The sequence below is a fragment of the Actinobaculum sp. 352 genome, from assembly GCF_003957265.1.
GTDB lineage: Bacteria > Actinomycetota > Actinomycetes > Actinomycetales > Actinomycetaceae > Asp313.
Window position 1 is genome coordinate 168,906 of the sequence record NZ_RQSN01000002.1, and the last position, 22,002, is coordinate 190,907.

16 protein-coding genes are annotated in these 22,002 nt (G+C 59.7%); 8 read left to right on the forward strand and 8 right to left on the reverse strand.

Annotated features, from left to right (window positions below):
* Positions 1-86: 86 nt before the first annotated feature.
* Together EKN07_RS02920 and EKN07_RS02925 are read left to right on the forward strand one after the other, a co-directional pair.
* A complete protein-coding gene (locus tag EKN07_RS02920) occupies positions 87-1,532 on the forward strand; it encodes an amino acid permease (protein WP_205647305.1) in 1,446 nt (481 codons plus the stop codon).
* 317 nt (positions 1,533-1,849) lie between these two features.
* Positions 1,850-2,305 carry a hypothetical protein gene (locus EKN07_RS02925; protein WP_126145589.1) on the forward strand — a complete coding sequence of 152 codons (456 nt, stop codon included), beginning with the start codon at positions 1,850-1,852 and terminating at the stop codon, positions 2,303-2,305.
* Positions 2,306-2,450: 145 nt separating this feature from the next.
* Here EKN07_RS02925 and EKN07_RS02930 read toward each other — a convergent pair whose 3' ends face one another.
* Positions 2,451-3,122 (reverse strand): class I SAM-dependent methyltransferase, encoded by a 672-nt coding sequence (locus EKN07_RS02930; protein ID WP_346426231.1) that lies wholly within the window; start codon positions 3,120-3,122, stop codon positions 2,451-2,453.
* Between the two features lie 873 nt (positions 3,123-3,995).
* Here EKN07_RS02930 and EKN07_RS02935 point away from each other — a divergent pair.
* A complete protein-coding gene (locus EKN07_RS02935; RefSeq protein ID WP_164505435.1) occupies positions 3,996-4,955 on the forward strand; it encodes an alpha/beta hydrolase in 960 nt (319 codons plus the stop codon).
* Between the two features lie 91 nt (positions 4,956-5,046).
* The gene (locus EKN07_RS02940; RefSeq protein ID WP_108715124.1) at positions 5,047-6,342 is read left to right on the forward strand and encodes an MFS transporter; all 1,296 of its coding nucleotides are present in this window, start codon (positions 5,047-5,049) and stop codon (positions 6,340-6,342) included.
* A gap of 257 nt (positions 6,343-6,599) precedes the next feature.
* Here EKN07_RS02940 and EKN07_RS12945 read toward each other — a convergent pair whose 3' ends face one another.
* The 5 genes from EKN07_RS12945 to EKN07_RS02965 form a co-directional block, all read right to left on the reverse strand.
* The gene (locus tag EKN07_RS12945) at positions 6,600-6,875 is read right to left on the reverse strand and encodes a hypothetical protein (protein WP_126145590.1); all 276 of its coding nucleotides are present in this window, start codon (positions 6,873-6,875) and stop codon (positions 6,600-6,602) included.
* The gene (locus tag EKN07_RS02950) at positions 6,872-8,536 is read right to left on the reverse strand and encodes a subtype A tannase (protein WP_241228111.1); all 1,665 of its coding nucleotides are present in this window, start codon (positions 8,534-8,536) and stop codon (positions 6,872-6,874) included. The genes EKN07_RS12945 and EKN07_RS02950 overlap by 4 nt, the downstream gene beginning before the upstream one ends.
* Before the next feature lie 783 nt (positions 8,537-9,319).
* Positions 9,320-10,750, reverse strand: a complete 1,431-nt coding sequence (gene brnQ, locus EKN07_RS02955) for a branched-chain amino acid transport system II carrier protein (RefSeq protein WP_346962686.1) — start codon at positions 10,748-10,750, stop codon at positions 9,320-9,322.
* A complete protein-coding gene (locus tag EKN07_RS02960) occupies positions 10,747-12,042 on the reverse strand; it encodes a GNAT family N-acetyltransferase (RefSeq protein WP_108715121.1) in 1,296 nt (431 codons plus the stop codon). The genes brnQ and EKN07_RS02960 overlap by 4 nt, the downstream gene beginning before the upstream one ends.
* A gap of 303 nt (positions 12,043-12,345) precedes the next feature.
* On the reverse strand, positions 12,346-13,062 hold the full coding sequence (locus EKN07_RS02965) for a TetR/AcrR family transcriptional regulator (RefSeq protein ID WP_108715120.1): 717 nt from the start codon (positions 13,060-13,062) through the stop codon (positions 12,346-12,348).
* A gap of 216 nt (positions 13,063-13,278) precedes the next feature.
* On the opposite strand from EKN07_RS02965, the gene EKN07_RS02970 reads away from it, so the two are divergent.
* Positions 13,279-14,490 (forward strand): MFS transporter, encoded by a 1,212-nt coding sequence (locus tag EKN07_RS02970; RefSeq protein WP_108716622.1) that lies wholly within the window; start codon positions 13,279-13,281, stop codon positions 14,488-14,490.
* 460 nt (positions 14,491-14,950) lie between these two features.
* On the opposite strand, the gene EKN07_RS02975 is transcribed toward EKN07_RS02970, so the two are convergent.
* Positions 14,951-16,327 carry an FAD-dependent oxidoreductase gene (locus tag EKN07_RS02975; protein ID WP_108715119.1) on the reverse strand — a complete coding sequence of 459 codons (1,377 nt, stop codon included), beginning with the start codon at positions 16,325-16,327 and terminating at the stop codon, positions 14,951-14,953.
* An 830-nt stretch (positions 16,328-17,157) separates the two neighbouring features.
* Entirely contained in the window at positions 17,158-18,651 is a 1,494-nt protein-coding gene (locus EKN07_RS02980) for a glutamine synthetase family protein (protein ID WP_108716621.1), read from the reverse strand.
* Positions 18,652-19,816: 1,165 nt separating this feature from the next.
* Here EKN07_RS02980 and EKN07_RS02985 point away from each other — a divergent pair.
* From EKN07_RS02985 to EKN07_RS02995, 3 genes are all read left to right on the forward strand, one after another.
* Entirely contained in the window at positions 19,817-20,368 is a 552-nt protein-coding gene (locus tag EKN07_RS02985; protein ID WP_125482414.1) for a hypothetical protein, read from the forward strand.
* On the forward strand, positions 20,369-20,563 hold the full coding sequence (locus EKN07_RS02990) for a helix-turn-helix transcriptional regulator (protein WP_108715116.1): 195 nt from the start codon (positions 20,369-20,371) through the stop codon (positions 20,561-20,563).
* A gap of 114 nt (positions 20,564-20,677) precedes the next feature.
* A complete protein-coding gene (locus tag EKN07_RS02995) occupies positions 20,678-21,679 on the forward strand; it encodes an aldo/keto reductase (protein WP_206435654.1) in 1,002 nt (333 codons plus the stop codon).
* Positions 21,680-22,002: the final 323 nt, after the last annotated feature.

Below are 22,002 nucleotides of genomic sequence, written 5' to 3' on the forward strand. Positions count from 1 at the left end.
GGGGTTCCCGCCGCAAGCCGGGCATGTTGTTATCGCGACGTACGGAACTGGCAGACTGGTAGTCCAGACCGGGAGGAGAAACTGCCATGACTACTCCGAAAGCTGCGGGAGGCGACTCTGCGGCATCCACGCGCGCAGTAGATGCTCGCGAAGTCGGAAGCTCTGCCGAGCCCGCCTTGCGCCGCGCGCTGAGCAACCGTCACATCCAGATGATTGCTCTGGGAGGAGCCATTGGCACCGGGCTGTTCTATGGTTCAGCTGATGCGATTACTCTCGCGGGTCCTTCGATTCTGCTTGCCTACTTGCTGGGCGGGGTAACGATTTTCTTCGTCGTGCGGGCGATGGGCGAAATGTCCGTGCAGTCCCCCACCTCTGGCGCGTTCAGCGCCTATGCCTATCGGTATTGGAGTCCGCGCGCCGGATTCATCTCCGGTTGGAACTACTGGTTCAACTACGTCGCCGTCTCGATGGTTGAGTTGTCTGTTGTTGGCGTCTATATCAACTACTGGTTCCCCACCGTCCCGCGCTGGTTGACGGCTGCGCTTGTTCTCCTCATCATTACCTTTGTCAACATTGTCGGCGTGCGAGCCTTCGGGGAGTTCGAGTTCTGGTTCGCCCTTATCAAGGTCATTGCGATTATCGGCATGATCGTGCTGGGTATCGTCGTCATCATCATGGGGACGAATCCCGGCGCAGGCCTGCCGGCCCCCAGTTTCTCCCACCTGTGGAACGAAGGCGGTTTCTTCCCTCATGGCGTGAGCGGCATGGCGAAATCTCTGGCGGTGGTGATGTTCTCCTTCGGTGGCATTGAGCTCATTGGCATTACCGCTGGCGAGGCGGACGATCCACAACGTTCCATTCCCCGTGCTATCAACCAGGTTGTCTATCGAATCCTCATTTTCTATATCGGTGCGCTCCTCGTTATCATGGCGGTCGTCCCCTGGAATCGCATCGACGGGAAACTGAGTCCTTTCGTGCAGATCTTCGATTCCGTGGGGATTGGCGTAGCCGCGCATATTCTCAATCTGGTAGTGCTAACGGCCGCGCTTTCCGTGTACAACTCGGCGCTGTACTCCAATGGCCGCATGTTGTACTCGCTGTCCTGGCAGGGTAATGCACCACGTTCTTTCCGCCAACTATCGGGACGAGGCGTCCCGCTTCTCGGCGTTCTCGTTTCCTCCGTGGTAACCGTGGGCGCGGTGATCCTTGCCTTCGCACAACCGGACACCGCGTTCCCTGTTCTCATGTCCACTGCGCTTGCCTCCGCGCTTATCAACTGGGCCATGATCCTCATCACCCAGCTCAAGTTCCGGCAGTCGCTCACCCCGAAAGAGGTGGCTCAGTTGCGCTTCAAGCTGCCCGGAGGGCGGTTGGCAACCGCCTTCGCGTTGACCATGTTGGGCGCGGTCGCCGTGCTTATGGCGGTGCTTCCCGACCATCAGGTGGCCGTGGTGGTTGGGCCTGTCTGGCTGTTGGCGCTCTTCCTCAGTTACGAAGTCAAAACGCGCTACCAGCGCGCGCGTGGGCGATAGCGTAGTCGTCGTCGAACATGATGAGAAGGTTCCGCGCTACCAGCGCGCACGGTGCGCTTGGGTGCGCTGGGCGCCAAGAAATGGAGGGCCCAGCAAGAAGTGGAGGTCTTTTCGCGACACTTCTTGAAAAAACCTCCACTTCTCCACCCTCAAGGCCGCGCCTGACTCCCCCATTCCATCTTCTCCCATCCCACCCCCTCCTACCACCCGTCTCCCCACGCCGCGGCGGAACGCACCGGCTTCTCCTTCTGCTTCGGGGGCCAGGTGGGCGTCTCCCCACGCCGCGGCATGCAGCACAGAGCGATATGATGCAACTTGTGTCCTTCATGATTGTTGCCGGTGGCTTCCACAACGGCGAGGTGCGTGGGGATGGCAAAGCCGATGCTTACGAAGTCCTACGCCCCTACATCGTGGAAGAGGACCCACAGCCCCGCACTCCTAGACTGCCCTCACCAGAAGACCCCTACAACGTGGAAGAAGAACTCGTAAACGCCACGAACCACCTCCACCTGCATTTGAAGGGTCCGGAAATAAAAGCAACCATTGGCCTTTTCGAAGATTCCATGACTGCAGAGCGTTTCGGCGGTGATCGGGTCTGCGACCTGCTGGTCGAAGCGGCACGAGCTGCCAACTGGGTGATAATCGCGCCCGGCTCTCCCACCTGCATTACGCGCGAGAGTCAGCGGAAACATTTGCCGCCCGATTTAGCCGAGCATGTGGCGTTAGTAGCGTCAGGCTACGACCTGATTGAAGCGTTTGATACTGAAGTGTAGGGCGGTCTTTGGGCGAAGGCAGGTCACGGCCTGCTCGCCACAAGCCACGGCCCGAGCGAAAAGCAGTGCCCGTTCGGCGCAAGCTGCCTTCCGGTGAGCAAGAGTGATATCCGCCGCGCAGAACCGTCCCGCTGGGCTCACCGGATCAACGCGCTCTATGGGCGACGACGGCAAGCTGCAGCGGAAGACGATCACGTAGCTCCGCATCAATAAAACGGTAGCCTTCTGCACAGGGCTCCATCATCTCGGGCCAGCGGCACCACGCGGAGTAGCGCGTCTCCGTAACCTCATCGATGAGCATGCCAGCTTCGAGCAGCGCGGTGAGGATCTCACCAACCCCGTGATTCCACTGGTGACTCACAGTATGGGAGATAGCGGGTAAGCCGGAATCGGCCTGAACATACGACCCACTGTCCTCCCAAGTAATGGGGAAGCGGCGTTGAAAGTATGGCGCATGGAGAGTAAGGCCACGAGCGGTATCATCACCCACAGCCTGGAAAACCGGGTGGTCATCGCGCAACACTAGTCGGCCGCCGTGCCTCAGCAATGAGGCGACGACCTTCGCCCAAGCCATAATGTCCGGAAGCCAACACAGAACGCCAAGGGATGTGTAGACGAGGTCAAAGTCCCCTGTGATCACTTGCCTTGAGTCATAGACGTTGGCCTGAATGAATTCGATATCGACACCGGCACGCTCGGCAATGGAACGGGCGCGGCGCAAGGATTCGCCCGACAAATCCAGCCCAACAACGCGGCGAGCACCCATACGCGCCAAGCTCACGGTGTCTGCGCCGAGATGGCACTGCAGGTGAGCCACATCCAGTCCGCTCAAGTCGCCAAGACGTTCCCGATCCGGGGCAATGTCAACAGAGATCGCCGTCGGGGATGCTAACAGGGCATCAATCCCGTAGCCGCTAGATTAGTGCAGGGCAGCGCGATCATCCCAGTTGGCCCGATTGTCGGCGAAGTACTGGGCATTGTCAGCAGGGAACGTCCGATCTGTTCCCGTCATGGCCTGAGCCTATCAGTCATCGAGCACCCCTTAGTATTCCGAGCCTTACCGTAATGCCTTTCCCTTGGTATTCCGAGCATTTTCATACACCCGTTATCGACCGCAATTACCCCGCTGTGCCACAGATTGTGCCTCTAACTCGAACCGGTCGTCCGTCCCGACGACGTCGCTCCGCCAACTCGCCACTCGCTCCCGCCTTCAACCACACTCCCAACACGCAGTAGCCTCACAGGTCCGCACCACTCTCCCAGCCCCAACACACCCCAAACTCCGCGCCACCCTTCTAATTCCACCACGCACTGACCGATCACTGCCAGCCCATAACCACTCTCCACATTCACGCCACGTCCCCACCTCCACCACGCCCCGCCAGCTCATAACCATTCTCGACACTCACAACGCCCTCCCAGTCCTGAACTAGTCTCCCTCGTGTAACACTCCCGTTTTCGCACCCATGCTTCCACTTGCAACCAGGCGCCCAACTCGCAACGCCCTGCCAGCCCGCACTACTCTCCGCCCGCGCATAACCCTCCGGCTACGAACGGCATGTCCTACCTCTTGCGCAGTGACATACCTCACTTCCAGCACTGTAGTATCTAGTTCGTTAAGCCTAGAATTACCCTTTACTAGCACGTATGGTTGGAGCAACCGACAATGACGCCGAATGAAAGGACAACAATGGCAGGGCCATTCCGTCAGATTGATCCCGCGCAATTCTCCCGACACTGGCTCGACGTGCCATATGCCAGTGAGGACCCACGCCAAGTACTCGACATCTGGCTCCCCGACGACGGCGAGGGCCCCTTCCCTCTCGTCATCTTCGTGCACGGCGGTGGCTGGGTCAGCGGCGATAAACGCGAGAACACAATGCCCGGCGTGTTCAAGCTCCCTTCCCAGGGCTACGCCGTCGCCTGCATCGAGTATCGGCTGGCGCCGCAGGTCACCTGGCCCGCGCCACTGTTCGACGTGCGCGCCGCCATCCGTTGGTTACGTGCGCACGGGCCCGAGTACCAGCTCAAGACCGACAAAATCGTCGCCTGGGGGAACTCCGCTGGTGGTCATATCCTCAACATGGTAGCTGCACTGGGCGGGCGCAATATCCAGCGCGGCGAGCACCTTGGAAACGCAGAACAATCCGACGCAGTCCAAGGTCTCATTAACCTCTATGCGCCCAGTGACATGTACCAGGTGGACCTGTGCAACGTACTGCCGGAATCCGCCGTCGCCGATGTGACTCCCGGATCAGCACTCAGCGCAGTCGATATCGCCGCCGAAGGCATGGCTTTCCCACATAACCTCGTCATGGGATTCAAATGCTCGCGAAACCCCGAAGCCGCAGCATATGGCAGCCCCATTCACTTCGTAACAGAGAGCTTCCCACCGGCATATTTCATGCACGGAACCGAGGACGTCGTCGTACCGTTTTCGCAATCGGCCGCTATGACCAACAAGGTCAACGAAACCTGCCACGAAAAACGTGCAAAGCTGGAATCGTTCAGCGGCGCTGGGCACGGACATCCCTCAATGAAGACCGACAAGGTCGTGGATCGGATCATCGACTTCATCGACACAGTTCTATGGGACGGACCGCGCACCCGCACTCCTCTACCACCCGACCCACGTTTGATCGAGGACTGAGCCTGCTATGACCACGCACGACATACGGCGCACACCCCACACTACATATCCCCATGTCCCTCCACATTCCACGTGATCCAAGGAAGTAATCATGTCTCAAGCCACAACTGACCAACAGCTGACGGAGAAGGGCTTCGCCAGCTATCTCCCCATCATCATCGCCTGCTGCACGATGTGCGGCGTGCCTTCGGCGATTCTCATCAGTTCCGCGTCTGTGTTCTACGAGCCAATTGCCAACGAGTTCAATGTCGAGATAGCAAGTATTAGCGTGTGGATGTCATTCATGCTGATCTCGTGTGCGATTTTCTCTCCCCTGATGGGTAGCCTAATCGCGCGATATGACATCCGTCCTCTCCTGCTCGCAGGAGCCACTCTCGAAGCTACCATCTTTGCCTTGTTCTCCATCTCCCAAGGTCCCTGGATGTTCTGGGTCGGCGGTTTCCTCGCAGGACTCTCGAACATCGTTCTGCTCGGCATGGCAACCGCCACCTTGGTCAATCGCTGGTTCAAGACCCATGTGGGCGTCATTATTGGCTTCTGTACGGCCTTCACGGGCCTTGGCGGAGTACTGTTCCTGCCATTAGCTCAGAAGATCATTGCCACGCACGGATGGCGGACCGCCTACCTTGTCTTTGCCATCATCACTTTCGTTGTCACGATTCCGGTGATTCTTATCTGCGTGCGTTCCAATCCGTCCGAACGCGGCCTTCTGCCTTATGGCACTGCCGAGGCGGCGCGCAATTCAAGCGATGGCAATGTCGCAGAACCCACCTCCGTCAGACCATCGGTCGGCATGCGCTCGAGCGTGTTCTGGATCGTTATCGTGTTCGGCTTCTTCGTCAACCTCGTCTGCCAGATCCCCGGCTATTTCCCGAGGTATGTCAGCTGGATCAATGAACAGGCTGATTCGGGACTTGCGACAAAGGCGTTCATCGCAGGCGCGACGCTTGCTGCCGTGGCGCAGGCAGGCAACGCCATCGGCAAGATAGGCCTCGGATTCTTCTCCGACCTATCCGTCAGCCGTGCCATTGCCGTTCTTTCTGGTGCCGGGGCACTCGGAATCATCTTCGTGTGGCAGTTCCCCTCGACGATCTTGCTTCCGATCGGCAGCCTTATCTTTGGTTTCTTCATTGCCGGAGTGCTCGTGCTTTGCCCGATGGTTGCTCGTCGCATATTCGGTGCCGGAAAGAACTATCCGGTGTTCTACGCCCGGATTTCCGTCGCAGTAACATTGGGCGGGGCCGCTGGAAATGTTGTCTGGCCATATGTCGCTGAGCACTGGGGAGGCTTCGGCACGGTGTTTGCGATAGCGCTAGGCGCAATCGTCGTCGTCGTTGTTACCGGCTTCATGGCCTACGCGCAGCGCGACCGCTTGCCACGGGAGTGAGCTTGGAACAAATGAGATCGCTTGCCGTAGGAGTGACGGAGGTAACTACGCCGAAAGCCGCCGAGCTTTTGCGTGCTCCCCGGTTCTTCGCCGCGAACGGCAAAAACCAGTTTCCACGCGGAGCTGCATGTATCCCGTTCCCCCTCCCTACCCTACGCTCGTTACCACCGCAATACAGCTGCTGATGCAATGCGCTGCCCGGGGCATGTCACCTCGGGCAGCGCATTGTGCCATGAACGAGTTCTAGCACCTACCTCTTAGGCGCCTGTCTCATTCTCAGTCACCCACTGGATGAAGTTCGTGGTGCCATTTCCATTCAGCTCCGCCATGGTGTGGCCCTGCCCCCAGATGGTCGCGAAGTCCAGGTTCTCCACCCCATAGTTCTCCAGCGCGAGCGCCAGATTCACCTCGGTGGCATTTGCGGTATCTCCCTGCGCAATGCCGGTGCGGATACGCCAGTTCTGCGCAACTTCGGAACTCTGGTACCCGTCGTAACTACTATTCAGGTAGTACATCGGGTTGTACATATTCATGCGTGTCGCAACATCAATGCCGAGCGAGTCGGTTGTCTCAAAGTCCGAGTCATACTGATCCCCGCGTAATCCACGCTCCAGTCGGAGTACGAGGAATACTCTTCTTCATTTTCAGTAATCAGATCACGGGCGATGGTATCGAAGTGCAGACCATCTGCACCGGAGCCCATCACCACATTCTCGGTGGCGGAAGCGTCAACACCGTCAAAAGCGCCGACATCCTTCGATGCATTCTTCTGGCTGGTGATAAAGCCTTCCAGGCTTGTCACCGTCGCGGTATTGGTATCGGCGTCATGACTCACCCATTCACCGTCCGCGTTCAGCGCATCAATATAGTCTTGCACCGTCTCATAGGTGGTGGCATCCTCCGTTGAGTTGCCACCGCCGGGTGCGCCACCACTAGGAGCTCCCCCATCGCCGCTCGGCCCACTGCTCGAACCGTCCGGGGCGCCGCTGGCGTCGTCGGGAAGATCTTCGGAAGGTGGACTATCGGAGGAAGCGCCATCAGAAGAGGCGCCGCCAGAGGGTATACTCCCCGAATCCTCGCCATCGGAGGGCGGACCACCCGCATCCATACCCGCCATCTCGCTACTAGACGGCGTGTACGGGAACTCGGTCTCGGCCAAGAAGTCGTTCAGCGATCCCTCAATCGTCGAGACCAGGTAGTCATAATACGTGCCGGAAAGGTAGATGCCTTCGTTGGACTCGTCCAGCATGAGCACATTACCGTCTTCGTCGGTCAGACCGAGTCCGTTGATGTATTGCGCGTAAGCCTCGGCTAAGTCGCTGGAATAGGCTGCGGTCCAGGTACCTTCGGCCCGCGTACCTGAATTCGAGAATTGCCCCATGTTCCACTCGTAGGCGGCGTCCGCTGCATCAAGGTTGGTGATCGGACACCAGGCCATAACACCGGCGACGGCGTCGGAGATCGCGTTTCCATCAGCATCGTTCATGGCGGCGCCAAGCTCGTTGAGGTAGGGAGTGTACAGCTCGGAATCGCCGGATGCTCCCATGACGGCACTTTGCGCACCACCACTATGCCCGAAGACGTACACAGCTTCCGAGTTACCGGGCAGACTATCGCTGTTGTAGCGCACGTAGCGCACAGCTGCCTTCAGGTCGGTGACACCCCACGGAGCATTGCCAGTGTAGTCATCGGTGTTGGAGTCCCGGCCTCGCAGGCCGGGCCATACGTAGATGAACCCAGCCTCCATATACTCGGAGATGCTGTCGTAGTTGTACTCTAGTGGCGCACTCTGCGCTGCATAGCCCGGTGTATTCACCGGGAAAATGATCGGCGCCGTCGTCGCCGTGAAATCGCCGACTGCACCGTCTGATCTAATGCTCGCAGTATAGGTGCCGTCTCCGTTATCCGTGGCGTCCATATAGGCACCGGGCACGTAAATGCCGAGCGTCTCATAGTCAGCGGCCTGCGGCGTCAGCACGTAGCTGACACCGATCTGGTAGTAGACATCATTGGCTTCGTCATACTGCCAGGCAGTTTCATCAATGCCGAGCGCCGAATAGTCCATCGACGACGACGCCGTGGCCGTAGTGGTGGAGTCCGTATCGCTGGATCCGGTACACCCGGATAATGCGAAAGCTGTGCTTCCCGCCATCACAAGCGCCGTGAGACGCACGGGCAGTCTTTTCCGTTTCACTTGTTCACCATCCCTCTCCTTGATCATCCGCACCGGGGTTAAAACCCTATCGACGGCTGCCTGCCGCAGAACAACAACAGTCTGATTTCACAGCCAGCGATACGGCCAAGCAGGCAATTAGGTCGCAATACGAACAAGTAGCCACGATGAGGCCGGTCTGCCCACGCGGCGCCCACCCAAGTGCACTGCAACTGCGCAATCCGCCGTGCAGGCGCAGAATGCTGCGCCTGCCAGCACCTTATACCTCACGCTCCTCCCGTCTGGCAGCCGCCACTATCGGGGGTACTTCCCGCACTATCCGCGTCTGTGCCCGAAGCCGATCCCACCAGTCTGCGCGACCATCGCTTTTGACCTGCCCTCCGCTCTTGTGCCGGACGTAATGGCCTCAGTTCAGAGGCACCGTCACTCTCCGCTAGTAAACTGTGCAACACCAAGCACTTGACCGAAAGTCAGCTGGGAATGGTCATCGTGGCTCTGTCGGCACACCGCTTCGGCGCTTGGCCTTGTGGTCGGTACTGCGCTTAGCCTCGCGACCGGTGCTGCGCTTACCCGCGTGAGTCACGCTGCACTAAAGCGTGTCACGCAGCCTGTACCTGGACCATTCACGTATCGCCTGGCCCCGCAACGCACATTTCGCCTGACCGTACAAATTCACACTTCATCTAGGCCTGCATTTCACGTTTTGATCAGCCTAGCAACGCGCGTATCACCAAGCCTCGCAACGCACGTTTCACTTGACCCCGCAATTCACATTTCACTTGGCCTGGGCGACTCACATTTCACTTAGCCCTGTGACGGACGCAGTAGCTTGCCCTGCCGATTATCGCCCCGGATCACACTGCGACCGACAACAGCATCGGCGATCATTCCGCCAAGCAAAGCCAGGCATACCGGCAGAATCCAACCGAGGCCCGCACTTGCCAGCGGCACCCAATTTACCAGCGGCGCCACTAGCGGATTCCCCCAGCTAAAGCCCTCCAGTAGCACGAGGGCGGACCAGATGGCCGCCGCCCACACCGGTAGGGTGAATCCCCACTGCAGCCGACGGTATCCGGGCAGGACGGCGCGCAGCAGCGCATCCAGCAACGTCACAACAACCACCGTGATCGCCACCGGGTAAAGGAAGGCGATCAAGGGCGCCGCCACGCGTAAAACGGTGCGCAAACCGAGGCTCGCCACCCCGAAGGAAGTGGCACCAAAGATAAGCACCCATACGTGATACGAGACCTGCGGAACAAGGCGGTGAAAGAACTGCCCAGACGCTGCAAGTAGGCCCACAGCCGTCGTGAGGCAAGCGAGGACCACAATGAGGCCTAAGACAACCCGGCCCGGGCGACCGAGAGCGTAGCCCGCGGCGTCGGAAAGCAAGGCAGCACCATTGTTATACGTGCCGGAGTTCGGTATTGTCCGGCCGATCAAGCCGAGCCCCAGATAGATGAATGCAAGTAAAGCTCCGGCAATGGTCGCAGCAATCGCCGCGCCATAAACAACCGGCCGCCCCTCACGCACACCCCGGTACTTCAGAGAGGACACGACGATAATGCCGAAGGCCAGCGCTGCCACCGAATCCATGGTCATGTAGCCTTCCAGCAGCCCGGCCGACAGCGGATGCGAAGCGTACGCACCGGTGACGACGTCGGCGGCCGCCTGCTCCGCCTCGCGATCTGTGGCGTTGCCACTGACGGAACGCCATACCAGCAGTACCAGAAGCACGAGCAGAACGGGAGTCAGCGCTTTGCCCAACCTATTAACGACCTGGCGCGGGTTATATGCCAGTACGACGGCGACGGCGAAGAACGCGGCGTTGAAGCCGACGGCGGCGCCACCAGAACTCCAACCTGTCAGCGGCTGAATGGCGGTGGAGAAGCTAACCGCTCCCGTACGAGGCAATCCATAGAAAGCTCCGATGGAGAGATAGCACAGAACCGCGAATGCCGCACCAAACTTCGTCCCGGCACGGCTGGCGACGTCGCGCGCATCGGTACCCGAAACGGCGACGGCGATTACCGAGGCAACCGGTAGCAGCACGGCACCGATGAGGAATCCCGCAATGGCCGCCGGGAAGTTCGCCCCCGCCTGCGCGCCAAGCATGGGCGGGAAAATCAGATTCCCGGCACCAAAGAACATCGAGAACAGTGTCAGAGCGGTGGCTAGTAGGCCGCTTATAAGAAGCCCACGCGGGAGGCCGCCCAATTTTGAAGGAGAAGGCCTCACCGCTCGTTATCGTCCGCTGTCGCACTGGAACCCGCCGTACCAGCAGTATCGCTGACGCCAGCAATGTTGGTCGCGCCAGCAGCGTCGGCGGTCTTCGCGCCCGGCGTAGCTACCGGCTGCACATCTGCCACGGCCTTCGCCGCGCCGTCGGAGCCAGCAGCACCGGCGGCGTGTTCTTCCCGTACCGCGCCCCCTTCCGCGCGGACCTTAGCCACCAGAGCTTGCATACCCCCGCGCGCTTTCCCCGCGAGGCCTTGAGCCTTCTCAGGCAAGGCGCTTAACGTGTGCTTGGCGTTCAGCGCGTGCACTAATGCGGCATAGAGGCGCGGCCGCACGGGCACGTCCCACGCGCCGGCAACCTCCACCGGCTCGCCCTGCGTAAACTTGGACTTAAACATGCGCACACCCGCCAGCTCAGGCGCCCGCTCGGAGTCGATGCCCATGAGGTCAAAAGTGCGCACACCGAGCTCGTGCAACCAGCATGCCTCTTTGTATAGCAGGGCGTCGGCGGCAAGCATCCGCCGAGCTTGATGCGAGGATGCGGCATAGTAGTAGATCGCGCGATCCTCCCATAGGACCGGCAGCCCCCATGCCAGCGCCGGGCCACCATTCTCACGTGCCACATAAAGCCGGGCATGCTCCGGGCCGAGGGCACGCAGCATCGTCAGATAGGTCTCCTTCGGTGCCGCTCGGAATCCATCACGCTCACCCGTTTCGGTCAGGATGGCATACAACTCATCGAAGACCTCTTCCGCGCGATCAGTCTCGTCAGCGAAGGTCAATGATTCATTGCGTAGGGCCTTGCGCACGTCACGGCGGCCGCGTGACTTGAATGAGGCGAGAATGGCTTCGTCGTCGTCGCGATCCAGATTGAGAATGATGGTGCGATCGAAGGTTTTCGTTTGCAGTAGCTCATGACAGTCGGGGGCAGCATGCATAGCGTGCAGACGGACGAAAACGATGCTGCGGTCGCGGTGTCGCACACCCTTGATCAACAACTCCCGCAAGTCAGCCTCTTCTTCGGGGCTAGGATCATCGCCCAACCAAACCGGACCGTGTTTCGCCCACAGGTACGGGAAACCACGTACCTCCATACGCGTGAGTGCGAGAAGCGCGCGCGGTGCACCGTCGCCGCCACGATAGACGACACGCCCCCACGGGCTGCGCCCGGGCGTCGCCTCGTCAAAGGCATCCCAGGCGATCGACTGTTCAGGCGGGAGCGTCACGCCGGCGTCTTTCGCAATGCGATAGAACTCGTCCCACCCCACGGGAGTCATTGAGCCGATACTCATCTCAGTCCTTCTCTGTTGTTTTGCCGACGACGTAGCCGTGTCCCTGCTCAACCTAAGCACCTTGCACACAAACACCGCAAGCCCGGACTTCGCCGAACTGAGATCGCTTGTCACGGCACAGGAGATCGCTGGTTACACACCTGACCCAAGCCTATCGCCCTGCAGTCCTCGGAGCAGCTCCCACCATGTTGCAATCATGTGCCCGTCTCGACGGAGCGGGCGCGGCGGAAGGCATGGCACACGGCTTATTTCTCTCACTCGCAACAGGACCATTAGCGGTATCCGTGACTTCAAGGCCTGGGACTATTTCTTTCCTACTCGTGGCAGAACCACGTGTTCGATCCCGTCGATGATCGACTCGATAATGAGGCGAAAGTACTTATCCGACATGGCATCCGCCTGGTTCACATCGGTGAGTGGCTCAAAAAAGGAATGCACCATAAGACTCACCCCCGGTGAATGTTCCATAAGAGGTTCCAAGCGCGCGATCAAACCCTTCATGTCCTCCGGGGTCCTTGCCTTGGGTGAGCGCCGATCCCGTGCAGCAATGGCACCGACGGCCACATCAAATACCATCGAATAGACTAGCGGCGTCGAATCACCAAAACCTGCCTCCTGCAGTTTGGCGGCAGCCAAATCGATGATAGGGACCACGCTCTCCGTGAGCCGTCCCGTGGTGAGATGCTCGGCAACACCGTGGTATTCCAGAAGAAGTGGTCGCATGGCAAGGCATAGCTCCGTGAACCACTCCTTCCATCCGAGGTGTGGATCAGGCATTTCTACGCGTTCGCATATTTGCCCGACGACGGCGTCCACTACATCGTCTTTCTTTGGGAAATAGTGGTAAACGACGGATGGGACGACATCAAGCGCAGCGGCTAGGTCACGTATCGACCACCCGGCCAAACCGCGCTCTTCGGTGAGGCGCAGCGCTCTTTCTACTATTAGTTCCGAGCTCAGACCGACGCGTCGAGCCGTCCGCCCCTTTCCTCCCCCTGCAACCTCATTTTCCGATCCCATAGTCCAAGTCTATCGCCTTGACAACACTAGATCGCCGTTCTACTTTTGATGGTAGAACGGCGATCTAGTACGGGTTACTGGATCGGATGACGCGGCCACTTCATCCCGTCAAGCACCCCAGCATTGGTCGACACACTGCCCGCTTTGTGCGGAGTCGTCATGTGTGGCGGCACCACGAGTCGCCACATAATCCGTATTGGCCAGAAAGGGATTCACATGCCATCAGAAACGAAGAAGGAAGGCGCTCAGGTGCGAATCGTCTTGATGACGGTATTTCTGGCCTACATGGGCCAGATGATCCTCAACCCCATCATCGCCCCGCTCTCACGTGAGATGGGCCTAGAAGAATGGCATATCGGCGCCGCAATATCGCTCGCAGCCATTACGCTCGCCTGTCTCAGCCAATTTTGGGGGCGGCGGTCACAAATCGTCGGACCGAAACGGATCTTCATCATCTCGATGTGTGTTGGTTCGCTCGCATTGGCGTCTTTTGCTGCCCTGGCGTGGTTAGGGATCCGCGGCATCTGGGTCGGCCCCGGACTCGTCACCGGAGTGATTCTGACGCGTGGCCTCCTTTACGGCTCCGGCATCTCAGCCATCTTCCCAACCACGCAAACATACTTCGTCACTCATGCCAACAGCGAAGCACAAAGGGTGAAACTCCTCGGCGCTTCGGGCGCGGCGCAGGGCCTAGCAACCATCGTCGGCGGCGTTGTCGGCGGGGCGCTGGCCGCCACCGGCGGCCTACTCCTTCCGGTCTCCGTCATGCCATCGCTGATGATTATCGGCGTGCTCGTCGTCGCTTTCTTCTTTAAACCAGAGAGCGCACAGAGCCGCTTGGACCACCCGAAGAAGATCGTTTATCGCGATCCGCGCGCGTTTCCCTTCCTCGTCGCCGACTTCATCCTATTCCTGGCATTCTCCTCGATGCAGACCCTACTGGGGTTTGCCATTCAGGATCGATTCGGCCTGAACTCCTCCTCCACTGCGGGAATCACCTCCGCGGTCATGGTGGTCCTTTCAGTCTCAATGGTGGCAATGCAGGGAGGAATCGTCCCGCGTCTGCACTGGAATTCGCAGCGCCTTCTACGCAATGGCCTCCTCCTGACAACCATTGGGATGGCATGCCTACTGCCATCGTCGTCGTACATCCTGCTGTTCGCGGGGTCGATTGCGGGCGGTCTGGGTATCGGCATGGCCATCCCTGGCTATAACACGGGGCCGACCATGGCACTGTCTGCTGACGAGCAGGGATCCATGGCCGGCCTTATCAATGCCAATAACGGCGTCACCTACGCGATAGCGCCGATTCTTTCCACCAGCGTGTACGGCTGGAACACGGCTGCACCTTTCATTGCGATCATCGTACTTATCGCCTGTGCCACGGCATTCTCCTTTCTGCATCCGCTCCTGCGGAACAAAGGGTGACTCCAGTCCAGAACAAAGTTCTCTGGGCTATTCTTGGCGCAGTCCCTTGCAGCGTGACACGCGAGGACCCAAAACAAAGCGGGCCATAGGAAATCGACAAGACGCTCCCCTGCGCCTGCTCCCCGAATCGCGACAGCTTAACCAAGAGCAAGATCGGTGCAGCGCGCCTGCACATCGAATGCACTATTGCCACAACCAAAGCGATGGCACGAAAACCCTCTGAGTTGCAGGATAACGACCGCCATTGCCAGCGGAAACAGAGGCACAGCGGAAGCCTACCCGGCTAACGGGATAGCCGCTGCCGTCCCCAACCACACGCACCTGCAATTCCACGTAGCCTGCACGTTGCCGGTGGTGGCATATTGGCAGCCCCAGTCACAGGCGCCTAGAAACCCGCGTACAGCCTGTGCCCATTGGTCAGCACCGCTGTCACCCACGGCCACACGCACCTAGAGACCTTCTAGCCCACGGGATGCAGACCTCCGAGCACCTCATTCAGAGCCTCGGTGCTAGAGGGATGTGTCCATATACCATCGCGCAACGCGCTGGCCGTTACCCCTGCCCGCATCGCGAGCGCCAGCAGGTTTATCAACTCCTGCGAATCCACACTGAACACCGTCGCCCCCAGCAGCAGATCAGTTTCCGGATCCACAAGCACCTTGATTAACCCATGCGTTTCGCCAACGATCTTCGGCCGGGGCATCGCTGCAATCGCAGCAATATCCTTAGCTGCCACCAGATATTCGATGCCGCGCTCACGCGCCTCGCGTTCCGTCAAACCCACCTGTGCCAGCGGCGGGGTGATAAACGTCGTCGTCGGAACCGCTACGCGATCCGCAACCGAACGCTCCCCGTCGCCAACGAGTTGGTCGCGCACAATTCGGTAGTCGTCCAGAGAGATGTAGGTGAACTGCGGGCCTCCATTGACGTCGCCCACGGCCCAAACATTGGGCACATTGGTGCGAAGGTGGTCATCAACCGGGATATAACCGCGCTGATCAGTGGTGATGCCCGCTGCTTCGAGGTGAAGAGCCTGTGTTTCCGGCACTCTGCCAATAGCAACCAGCACAGCATCGGCAGGAATCCGGCCTGCGGAGGTCATCACAGAATCCACCTCGATGGCCTGCACCTGCGCGCCGGTTACGATCTGCACCCCACGATCCGCAAGTGTACCGACGACGGCGTCGCGCACGTCGTCATCTAGGCGCGCTCCAAAAGTGTCCGAGCGCTCAAGGATGCGGACTGCTGATCCGAAGGCGGCGAACATGCTCGCGAACTCCAAGGCGATGAAACCGCCGCCAATAATCGCCAGATTCTCCGGCAAATGTTCAATATGCTGAATCGATTGCGAGGTATGGACATGCCCCAGACTGGCGCCGGGGACGTCCAGCAGTGCGGGTGATGTTCCGGTATTGATGACGATAGAGTCGGCGACGACGTCGAGAACGTCGTTTCCCGCGCGCATGCGCACGCGGTGTGGTGAAACAAAACGCGCCTCGCCGCTTACCAGGGTTACGGTATCAACCGTTTCCAGCATCTTGCGGTTGGCTGCACGTAGCTTGTCGATCAGCGAATCACGTGAGGCGATCGCCCGCTGCAGGTAGGAGGATGGCTCCGCGTCGCCGCGGTGCTCAGCCGAATCGATCAGGTCCTTGGTTGGAACACAGGCTACGTTGATGCAAGTGCCGCCAATCATGGCGTCGTCGCGTTCAATCAGCACCACGCGCTGCCCACGCGAACCGAGGTCGCATGCAAGGGTCTTTCCGGCTTTGCCCCAGCCAAGGACGAGAAGGTCGGCCTGCAGGGTCTGGGAAGCGTCATCGTATCCACTTGTCATGCAGACACTATAGGCAGTAACAGGACTCTTATTTCCCTCGTTCGCACAGGGTGATCGCGGGGCAAGGATACGGATAGCGCGGCAGGACGCCAGGCCACGGGGTGCGTGGATAGTGGCAACAGGGCATTGTTGTCGGGTGTGGTGATGTGCGCCAGGCCACAGGCGGCAGGACGCCAGGCCACGGGGTGCGTGGATAGTGGCAACAGGGCATTATTGTCGGGTGTGGTGATGTGCGCCAGGCCACAGGGGCGTGGATTGTGGACGCCGGGTTGGATGGGGGTGCTGGACAAGATCAGGGTGCTGGACAAGATCAGGGTGCTGGACAAGTTGGGCGGTCGGATTGTGGACGCCGGGGTCACGGATTGCAGATTCGGAGCCCAGCACATCCCAGGAAATGCCAAGGCGGGCGGAAGAAACGCCAAGGCTACCGTATCGTGACGAGCATCCAGGGACCCGGCCCGTGAGAAATGTCGGGTCTTTCAAGAAGTGTCGGGTTTTTCCCTACACTTCTCGACAATCCCTACACTTCTCGAGGCCTGCACCAACTGACGCCTACACTTCTCGAGGCCTGCACCACCCCAGGCCCACAACGGCCGACGCCCGTACCTATGCAGGACCCAATCCCGCATCCTAACGTGCGCACAACCACCCCGACGCCCGTCCGCACGTGAGGCCAGCGTCCGCAGACGTTCGCCGTCATGGCACCGCAGTCCGTCCACGCATGAAGCCAGCGGGCATGCAATCTGCGGTGATTGCTGGCATGCTCCGCATCCCATCCGCACCCGAGGCCGACGCCTTAGTCTCCGGAAGGAACCCGATATCTACGGAGCTCAACCGACGTGGAAGTACCTGTCTACCAGGTCCTCCACCTCAACGCGCGCCTCGGCGATGTCTTCACGCAGGTTGTCGTCGCCCAGGGCGATAAGCCGATTCGCCCAGGAGTCTATAAGGCCGGCGGGAAACACGTCGAAGGCCTCGTAGCTCCCACGCTGATCCAACAGCCTGCGAGCAGCCTCCGCGCAGGAGGTGGGCAGCTGATCCAAACCTTCGATCTTCGAGGCGTCGCCGCTGACGTAGCGCTGGTTGGCGTAGTCGAGCATCGCGGGATCGGTCAGGCCGATTCGAGCCGCCACTGTGATCCCCGCCAGCAGAAGATGCACGTTCGCCGAGCCGTCCGGGGAACGCAACTCAACGGTCTGTGAATCATTGGGCAGAGCCCCAATTGACCCTTCTTGCGGGTTCGCATCGCGGAACATGCTGTCGTCGATGTTCTGCCAGCCAAGCGGCACGCGTACCAGAACGGACCGATTGCGGTCGCCCCAACAAATTGCGGTAGGCGCCTCCTGGTGCGGGACGAGGCGCAGGAATGACGTTGGCACGGTGTTGCCGAAGGCGGTCAGTGAGGCCGCATGAGAAAGGTACCCGCCAATTACCCGCCGTGCCTGGCCGGTCAGACCGGCGCCTTGCGAGAACTGGTTGATGCCATCTTTCATCAGACGGGTATGGAAATGCATGCCGGATCCGGCCTGCCCGACGGCAATTTTCGGCGAGAAGGACACTTCAATACCGTAGGAGCTGGCGACCTCGCGGACCACCCACTTGGCGAGCACCATCTGATCGGCCGCCCGCATGACATCGGTAGGCAGGAATTCGATCTCCTGCTGGATCATCTGCTGTCCGTCGTCGACGAAGTTCCCCACCTCGGCGTGCGCATACTTGACGGTGCAACCCATGCGCGCCAAGTGGTGGATCGCCTCGGTGCGAATCTCCTGCCACTTCGAGAAGGGACCGGCCTCGTGATAACCACGCTGTGGCTCCACGGGATAGAGCTCTTCTTCACGGGAGAAGAGGTAGTATTCCAGTTCGCCGAGTGCCTCCAGGCGGCAACCGGTCTGGTCTTCGAGCGCCTGCTGCGCTTTGCGGAGCACCTGCTGGGGTGCCGATGCGAGGGGGTGACCGCCGACGTCGTAAAAGCCGCACAGGATTTCCAGGGTTGGGATCTCGGCGAAGGGATTGACGTAGGCCGTGCGCAACTGCGGGATGACGTAGAGGTCTGAACTGGCGGCGTCGACGAAGTCGAAGAGCGATGAGCCGTCGACCCGCTCCCCCATGGTCAGCACGCGGTCGAGGTGAGCAGCGGATTGGATGGCGAAGTTGAGAGCTTTGAGGCGGCCGTCACCCCCGACGTAGCGCAGGGTGAGCATTGAGATGTCATTCTCAGCGACGAAGCGGGCGATATCGGCGCGGGTGAAATTCTCCGGCGACTTGCCTAGGGTACGTACCAGCGGGTTTGGGTTAAGTGCAATGAAGTCTGTTTCGAGCATCGTTTTCTCCTCACTGAGCGGGGCGTGGTCGTCACATCCGGCCACTACAGGGCTCCTCTGTTCTCTCCAATTTGGATTCTTGCACGTTATGCGCATGTACTGCCACTCGTTTTGCCTTTTCGGTGGCGCGTATACGAGCGACGTGGCCGGATCCTGGCGGGTCGGCTGGGCCACGCGAAGTGACCAATCCCGGTGAGGAACGTGCGACGGCGAGGCGGCAAGGCCACGGTGAGGTGACGGGTCGCCGACAACGTAACGGACCTCGGTACGGTAACAGGCCACGGTCGGGCAACGGGCGACGGCGAGGCGGATAGACCCCGGCGAGGCGGCGGGTCCCTGTACGGTAGCGGGCCGCAGCGAGGAGACGGGTCCCGATGCCTTCACTTTGAGACGTGGACGAGGTAATCTGAACACATTCGAAGTTGTCCCGGACTTACAGAAATAAGGTGACACATGGACCCGTTGCCATTGATTGACGACATGCTCACCTACAGTACCGATATGGAAGACGTTGTCCGTGCACCGCAACCGGCCAGCACCTCGTTCCCGCGACGTCTTTTGAGAAGAAAACAGCACAGCATTGGCGCGAGCAAGAGCCTCAAGATCCCGTCTGCATGCGAGACTCACGATTCCGGCAACCTATAAAATCCGCGTGACCCCACCATTCCTTCAATTGACCTGGTCACGATAGTTGCCGTTTGGATATGTCTTCAGCACGTCTAGTCCTTTCGACTACCACTTGTTCTCGCCTCGTCACCACAGTCACCCCATTGCCCCGGCCACCCATGACCACCATGCTCAAACGCCGTCATGGACCACTTGCATGTAAAGTGAGCTTCACGTAAAGTTACCTTTACAATTCTCGTGCTGTGAACCTACGAGTTACAGGTCGACACCGCCAGATGGAAGGCCTTCGACCCACCTGGCTGTTAAACACCGACCACACCCGGGCAATATAGGCGCACGGCGTATCGAGTCGATATGAGTGCCGCACGTGCAATCGATAGGCGGTCCGACTGACACGTGTCCGAAGGGCTCAGAAGCAGAGATTGGGCGCTTTCCGCAGAGCCCTGCTCAGAGGAGATCGCAGAAAAGTGGAGTGCGCGCCACAAGGATCTTGGGCGCAGTAGATCTTACGGAACATCACATGATGCAAGGAGGAACAATGGATAGGCACACGCCAACAGAAACATCCACCAATGAAAGAGTACCGATGGATGCTGTACCGTCGGCTACGCGAAGCACGGTAGGCCCAAATGACACCGCCGCACGCCGAACAGCCGAAAAGACTTATCGATTCGGGCGCATAAGGCCAAACGGCACGCCCGCTCTGCGCCTCGCAATACCCATCGGCCTTTCTGTGGCCCTGGCACTTGCCGCAGTGCAACTTCTCAACAATCCCGACGGACCGAATAAGTGGGTAGCCGCAATCATCCTCGCGGCATTCTTAGCCCCGTCTGTCACAGGGCTGGTATGGGTTGCGTGCGTTGACCGCAGCACGCTACCGGGTGCGGTGCGCGATACCGAAAACAGCGTGGAGAGCACTTGGTATTCGAAGGCAGCCTTCGACGCCTTTCACCTAACCTTTGCTGTATGCGGTGTTGGGTCCGGTGTGGCGAGCAAATGGAATGCGACAGTGTCCTGGACACTGGCCGCAATAGCTGCCTTCTCAGCTATCGCCTTCCTTGTGAGCTATCTGCTTCACAAGGTGAGGTAGATGCGTAATCGCTTGGCAGAGTTGCGAAAAAGCTGCGGATGGTCGCAGGAGCACCTGGCGGAGGTGCTCGGCGTGAGTCGGCAGACCGTCATTTCCATCGAAAAGGGAAAATTCTCCCCCTCGCTTCCGCTTGCTTTCCTCATCGCAGCTACGTTCGACCTACGCATCGAGGATGTCTTCTTCCCTGACCCATAGCGACTTAAACGCCGGAACGGATGCCGAAGCTACACGAGCAAGTGCCGAGCAGATACGATCAGGCATAACACGTCACGTTTTATTCCGGAAGCCATTTGTTCAGGAGTCCAAGCGATGAAAACCGTTACTTTTGCAAACTCCTCCCACACGAAACCCTCGCGCCGACCCGCATCACACGGCGTCGAGGTTTTGAACCTCCCCGCCTCGAACATCATTGGCGGCATGATGCGCATCGCCAGCAAAACTGACGACGAGATCCGCGCGCTCTATGCCGCCGAACGCGAAGTAGGAATCAACTTCTTCGACCACGCCGACATCTATGGGTTCAATCACCCGGGTGGCGGCCTGCACTATTGCGAGCGCCGCTTCGCCGACGCCCTGCGCCTCGCGCCTTCCGAGCGCGAGCAGATCATCCTGCAGACCAAGACCGGAATCATTACCGACCCGCCCGGCTACGATCACTCCTACACGCACATCATTTCCTCGGTCGACGAGTCGCTGCGCGCATTGCGCACCGACTACCTCGACATCCTCTTGCTCCACCGCCCCGACGCCCTTGTCGAGCCGGAAGAGGTCGCCCGCGCCTTCGACGATCTGCATTCCTCTGGCAAGGTCAGACATTTCGGCGTCTCCAACCACACGCCCAGGCAGATCGATCTGCTCCGCTACACGCTTGCCCAGCCAATCATCGTCAATCAAGTGCAATTGTCCCTACCTCACGCCTCGATCATTGCGCAGGGCCTCGCGTCCAACATGCTCGGGCACGACGACGCAATCACGCGCGACGGTGGCGGCGTCGTCGACTATGCACGTCTGAACGGAATCAGGTTGCAAGCCTGGAGCCCGCTGCAGGCGCCGGCCCACGGCGGCACGTTCCTCGGCTCGCCGCACTATCCCGAGCTCAATGCTGAGTTGGGGCACCTGGCTGATAAGTATGCCGTGGCTCCGGAAGCAATTGCGGTCGCGTGGATCACTCGGCACCCCGCCGGAATTCAAGTGGTTCTTGGAACGACGACGCCGCAGCACGCCGCCGCTGCGGCCGCCGGTTCCGACATCCCGCTCACGCGGGCAGAATGGTACGGCCTGTACCGCGCGGCCGGCCACGTTTTGCCGTAGCCCGGCACTAGACGCGCTGCCGCCACCTAGTGGCGGATCGAATTGGCTTCCGGAAAGGCCGCGCCACCACAAGCCCCGAACCTGCCGCCCGCCTGCCACAGCAGACTCCGGTGGTTAGTCACGCCGCAATACGGGTACTATCGAATTGGCACTCACCGGCGCTTGTCGGCGATCCTCAGCTTGTTACGGCGATTCCGCAGGACTCTGCCGTAACTCCGCTCTTCAACGGCCAGAACAGAGAGGACCACATGTTTTGCACTCATTGCGGCACGCAGCTCGCCGAACAGTCCTTTTATTGCCCACAGTGCGGCAAGGCAACGACG

Bases quoted from the DNA above. Each gene is read 5' to 3' on its own strand.
- EKN07_RS02920 (WP_205647305.1), top strand. From the start codon at position 87: ATGACTACTCCGAAAGCTGCGGGAGGCGACTCTGCGGCATCCACGCGC.
- EKN07_RS02935 (WP_164505435.1), top strand. From the start codon at position 3,996: ATGGCAGGGCCATTCCGTCAGATTGATCCCGCGCAATTCTCCCGACAC.
- EKN07_RS02940 (WP_108715124.1), top strand. From the start codon at position 5,047: ATGTCTCAAGCCACAACTGACCAACAGCTGACGGAGAAGGGCTTCGCC.
- EKN07_RS12945 (WP_126145590.1), bottom strand. From the start codon at position 6,875: ATGAATATGTACAACCCGATGTACTACCTGAATAGTAGTTACGACGGG.
- EKN07_RS02960 (WP_108715121.1), bottom strand. From the start codon at position 12,042: ATGAGTATCGGCTCAATGACTCCCGTGGGGTGGGACGAGTTCTATCGC.
- EKN07_RS02965 (WP_108715120.1), bottom strand. From the start codon at position 13,062: ATGGGATCGGAAAATGAGGTTGCAGGGGGAGGAAAGGGGCGGACGGCT.
- EKN07_RS02970 (WP_108716622.1), top strand. From the start codon at position 13,279: ATGCCATCAGAAACGAAGAAGGAAGGCGCTCAGGTGCGAATCGTCTTG.
- EKN07_RS02975 (WP_108715119.1), bottom strand. From the start codon at position 16,327: ATGACAAGTGGATACGATGACGCTTCCCAGACCCTGCAGGCCGACCTT.
- EKN07_RS02980 (WP_108716621.1), bottom strand. From the start codon at position 18,651: ATGCTCGAAACAGACTTCATTGCACTTAACCCAAACCCGCTGGTACGT.
- EKN07_RS02985 (WP_125482414.1), top strand. From the start codon at position 19,817: ATGGATAGGCACACGCCAACAGAAACATCCACCAATGAAAGAGTACCG.
- EKN07_RS02990 (WP_108715116.1), top strand. From the start codon at position 20,369: ATGCGTAATCGCTTGGCAGAGTTGCGAAAAAGCTGCGGATGGTCGCAG.
- EKN07_RS02995 (WP_206435654.1), top strand. From the start codon at position 20,678: ATGAAAACCGTTACTTTTGCAAACTCCTCCCACACGAAACCCTCGCGC.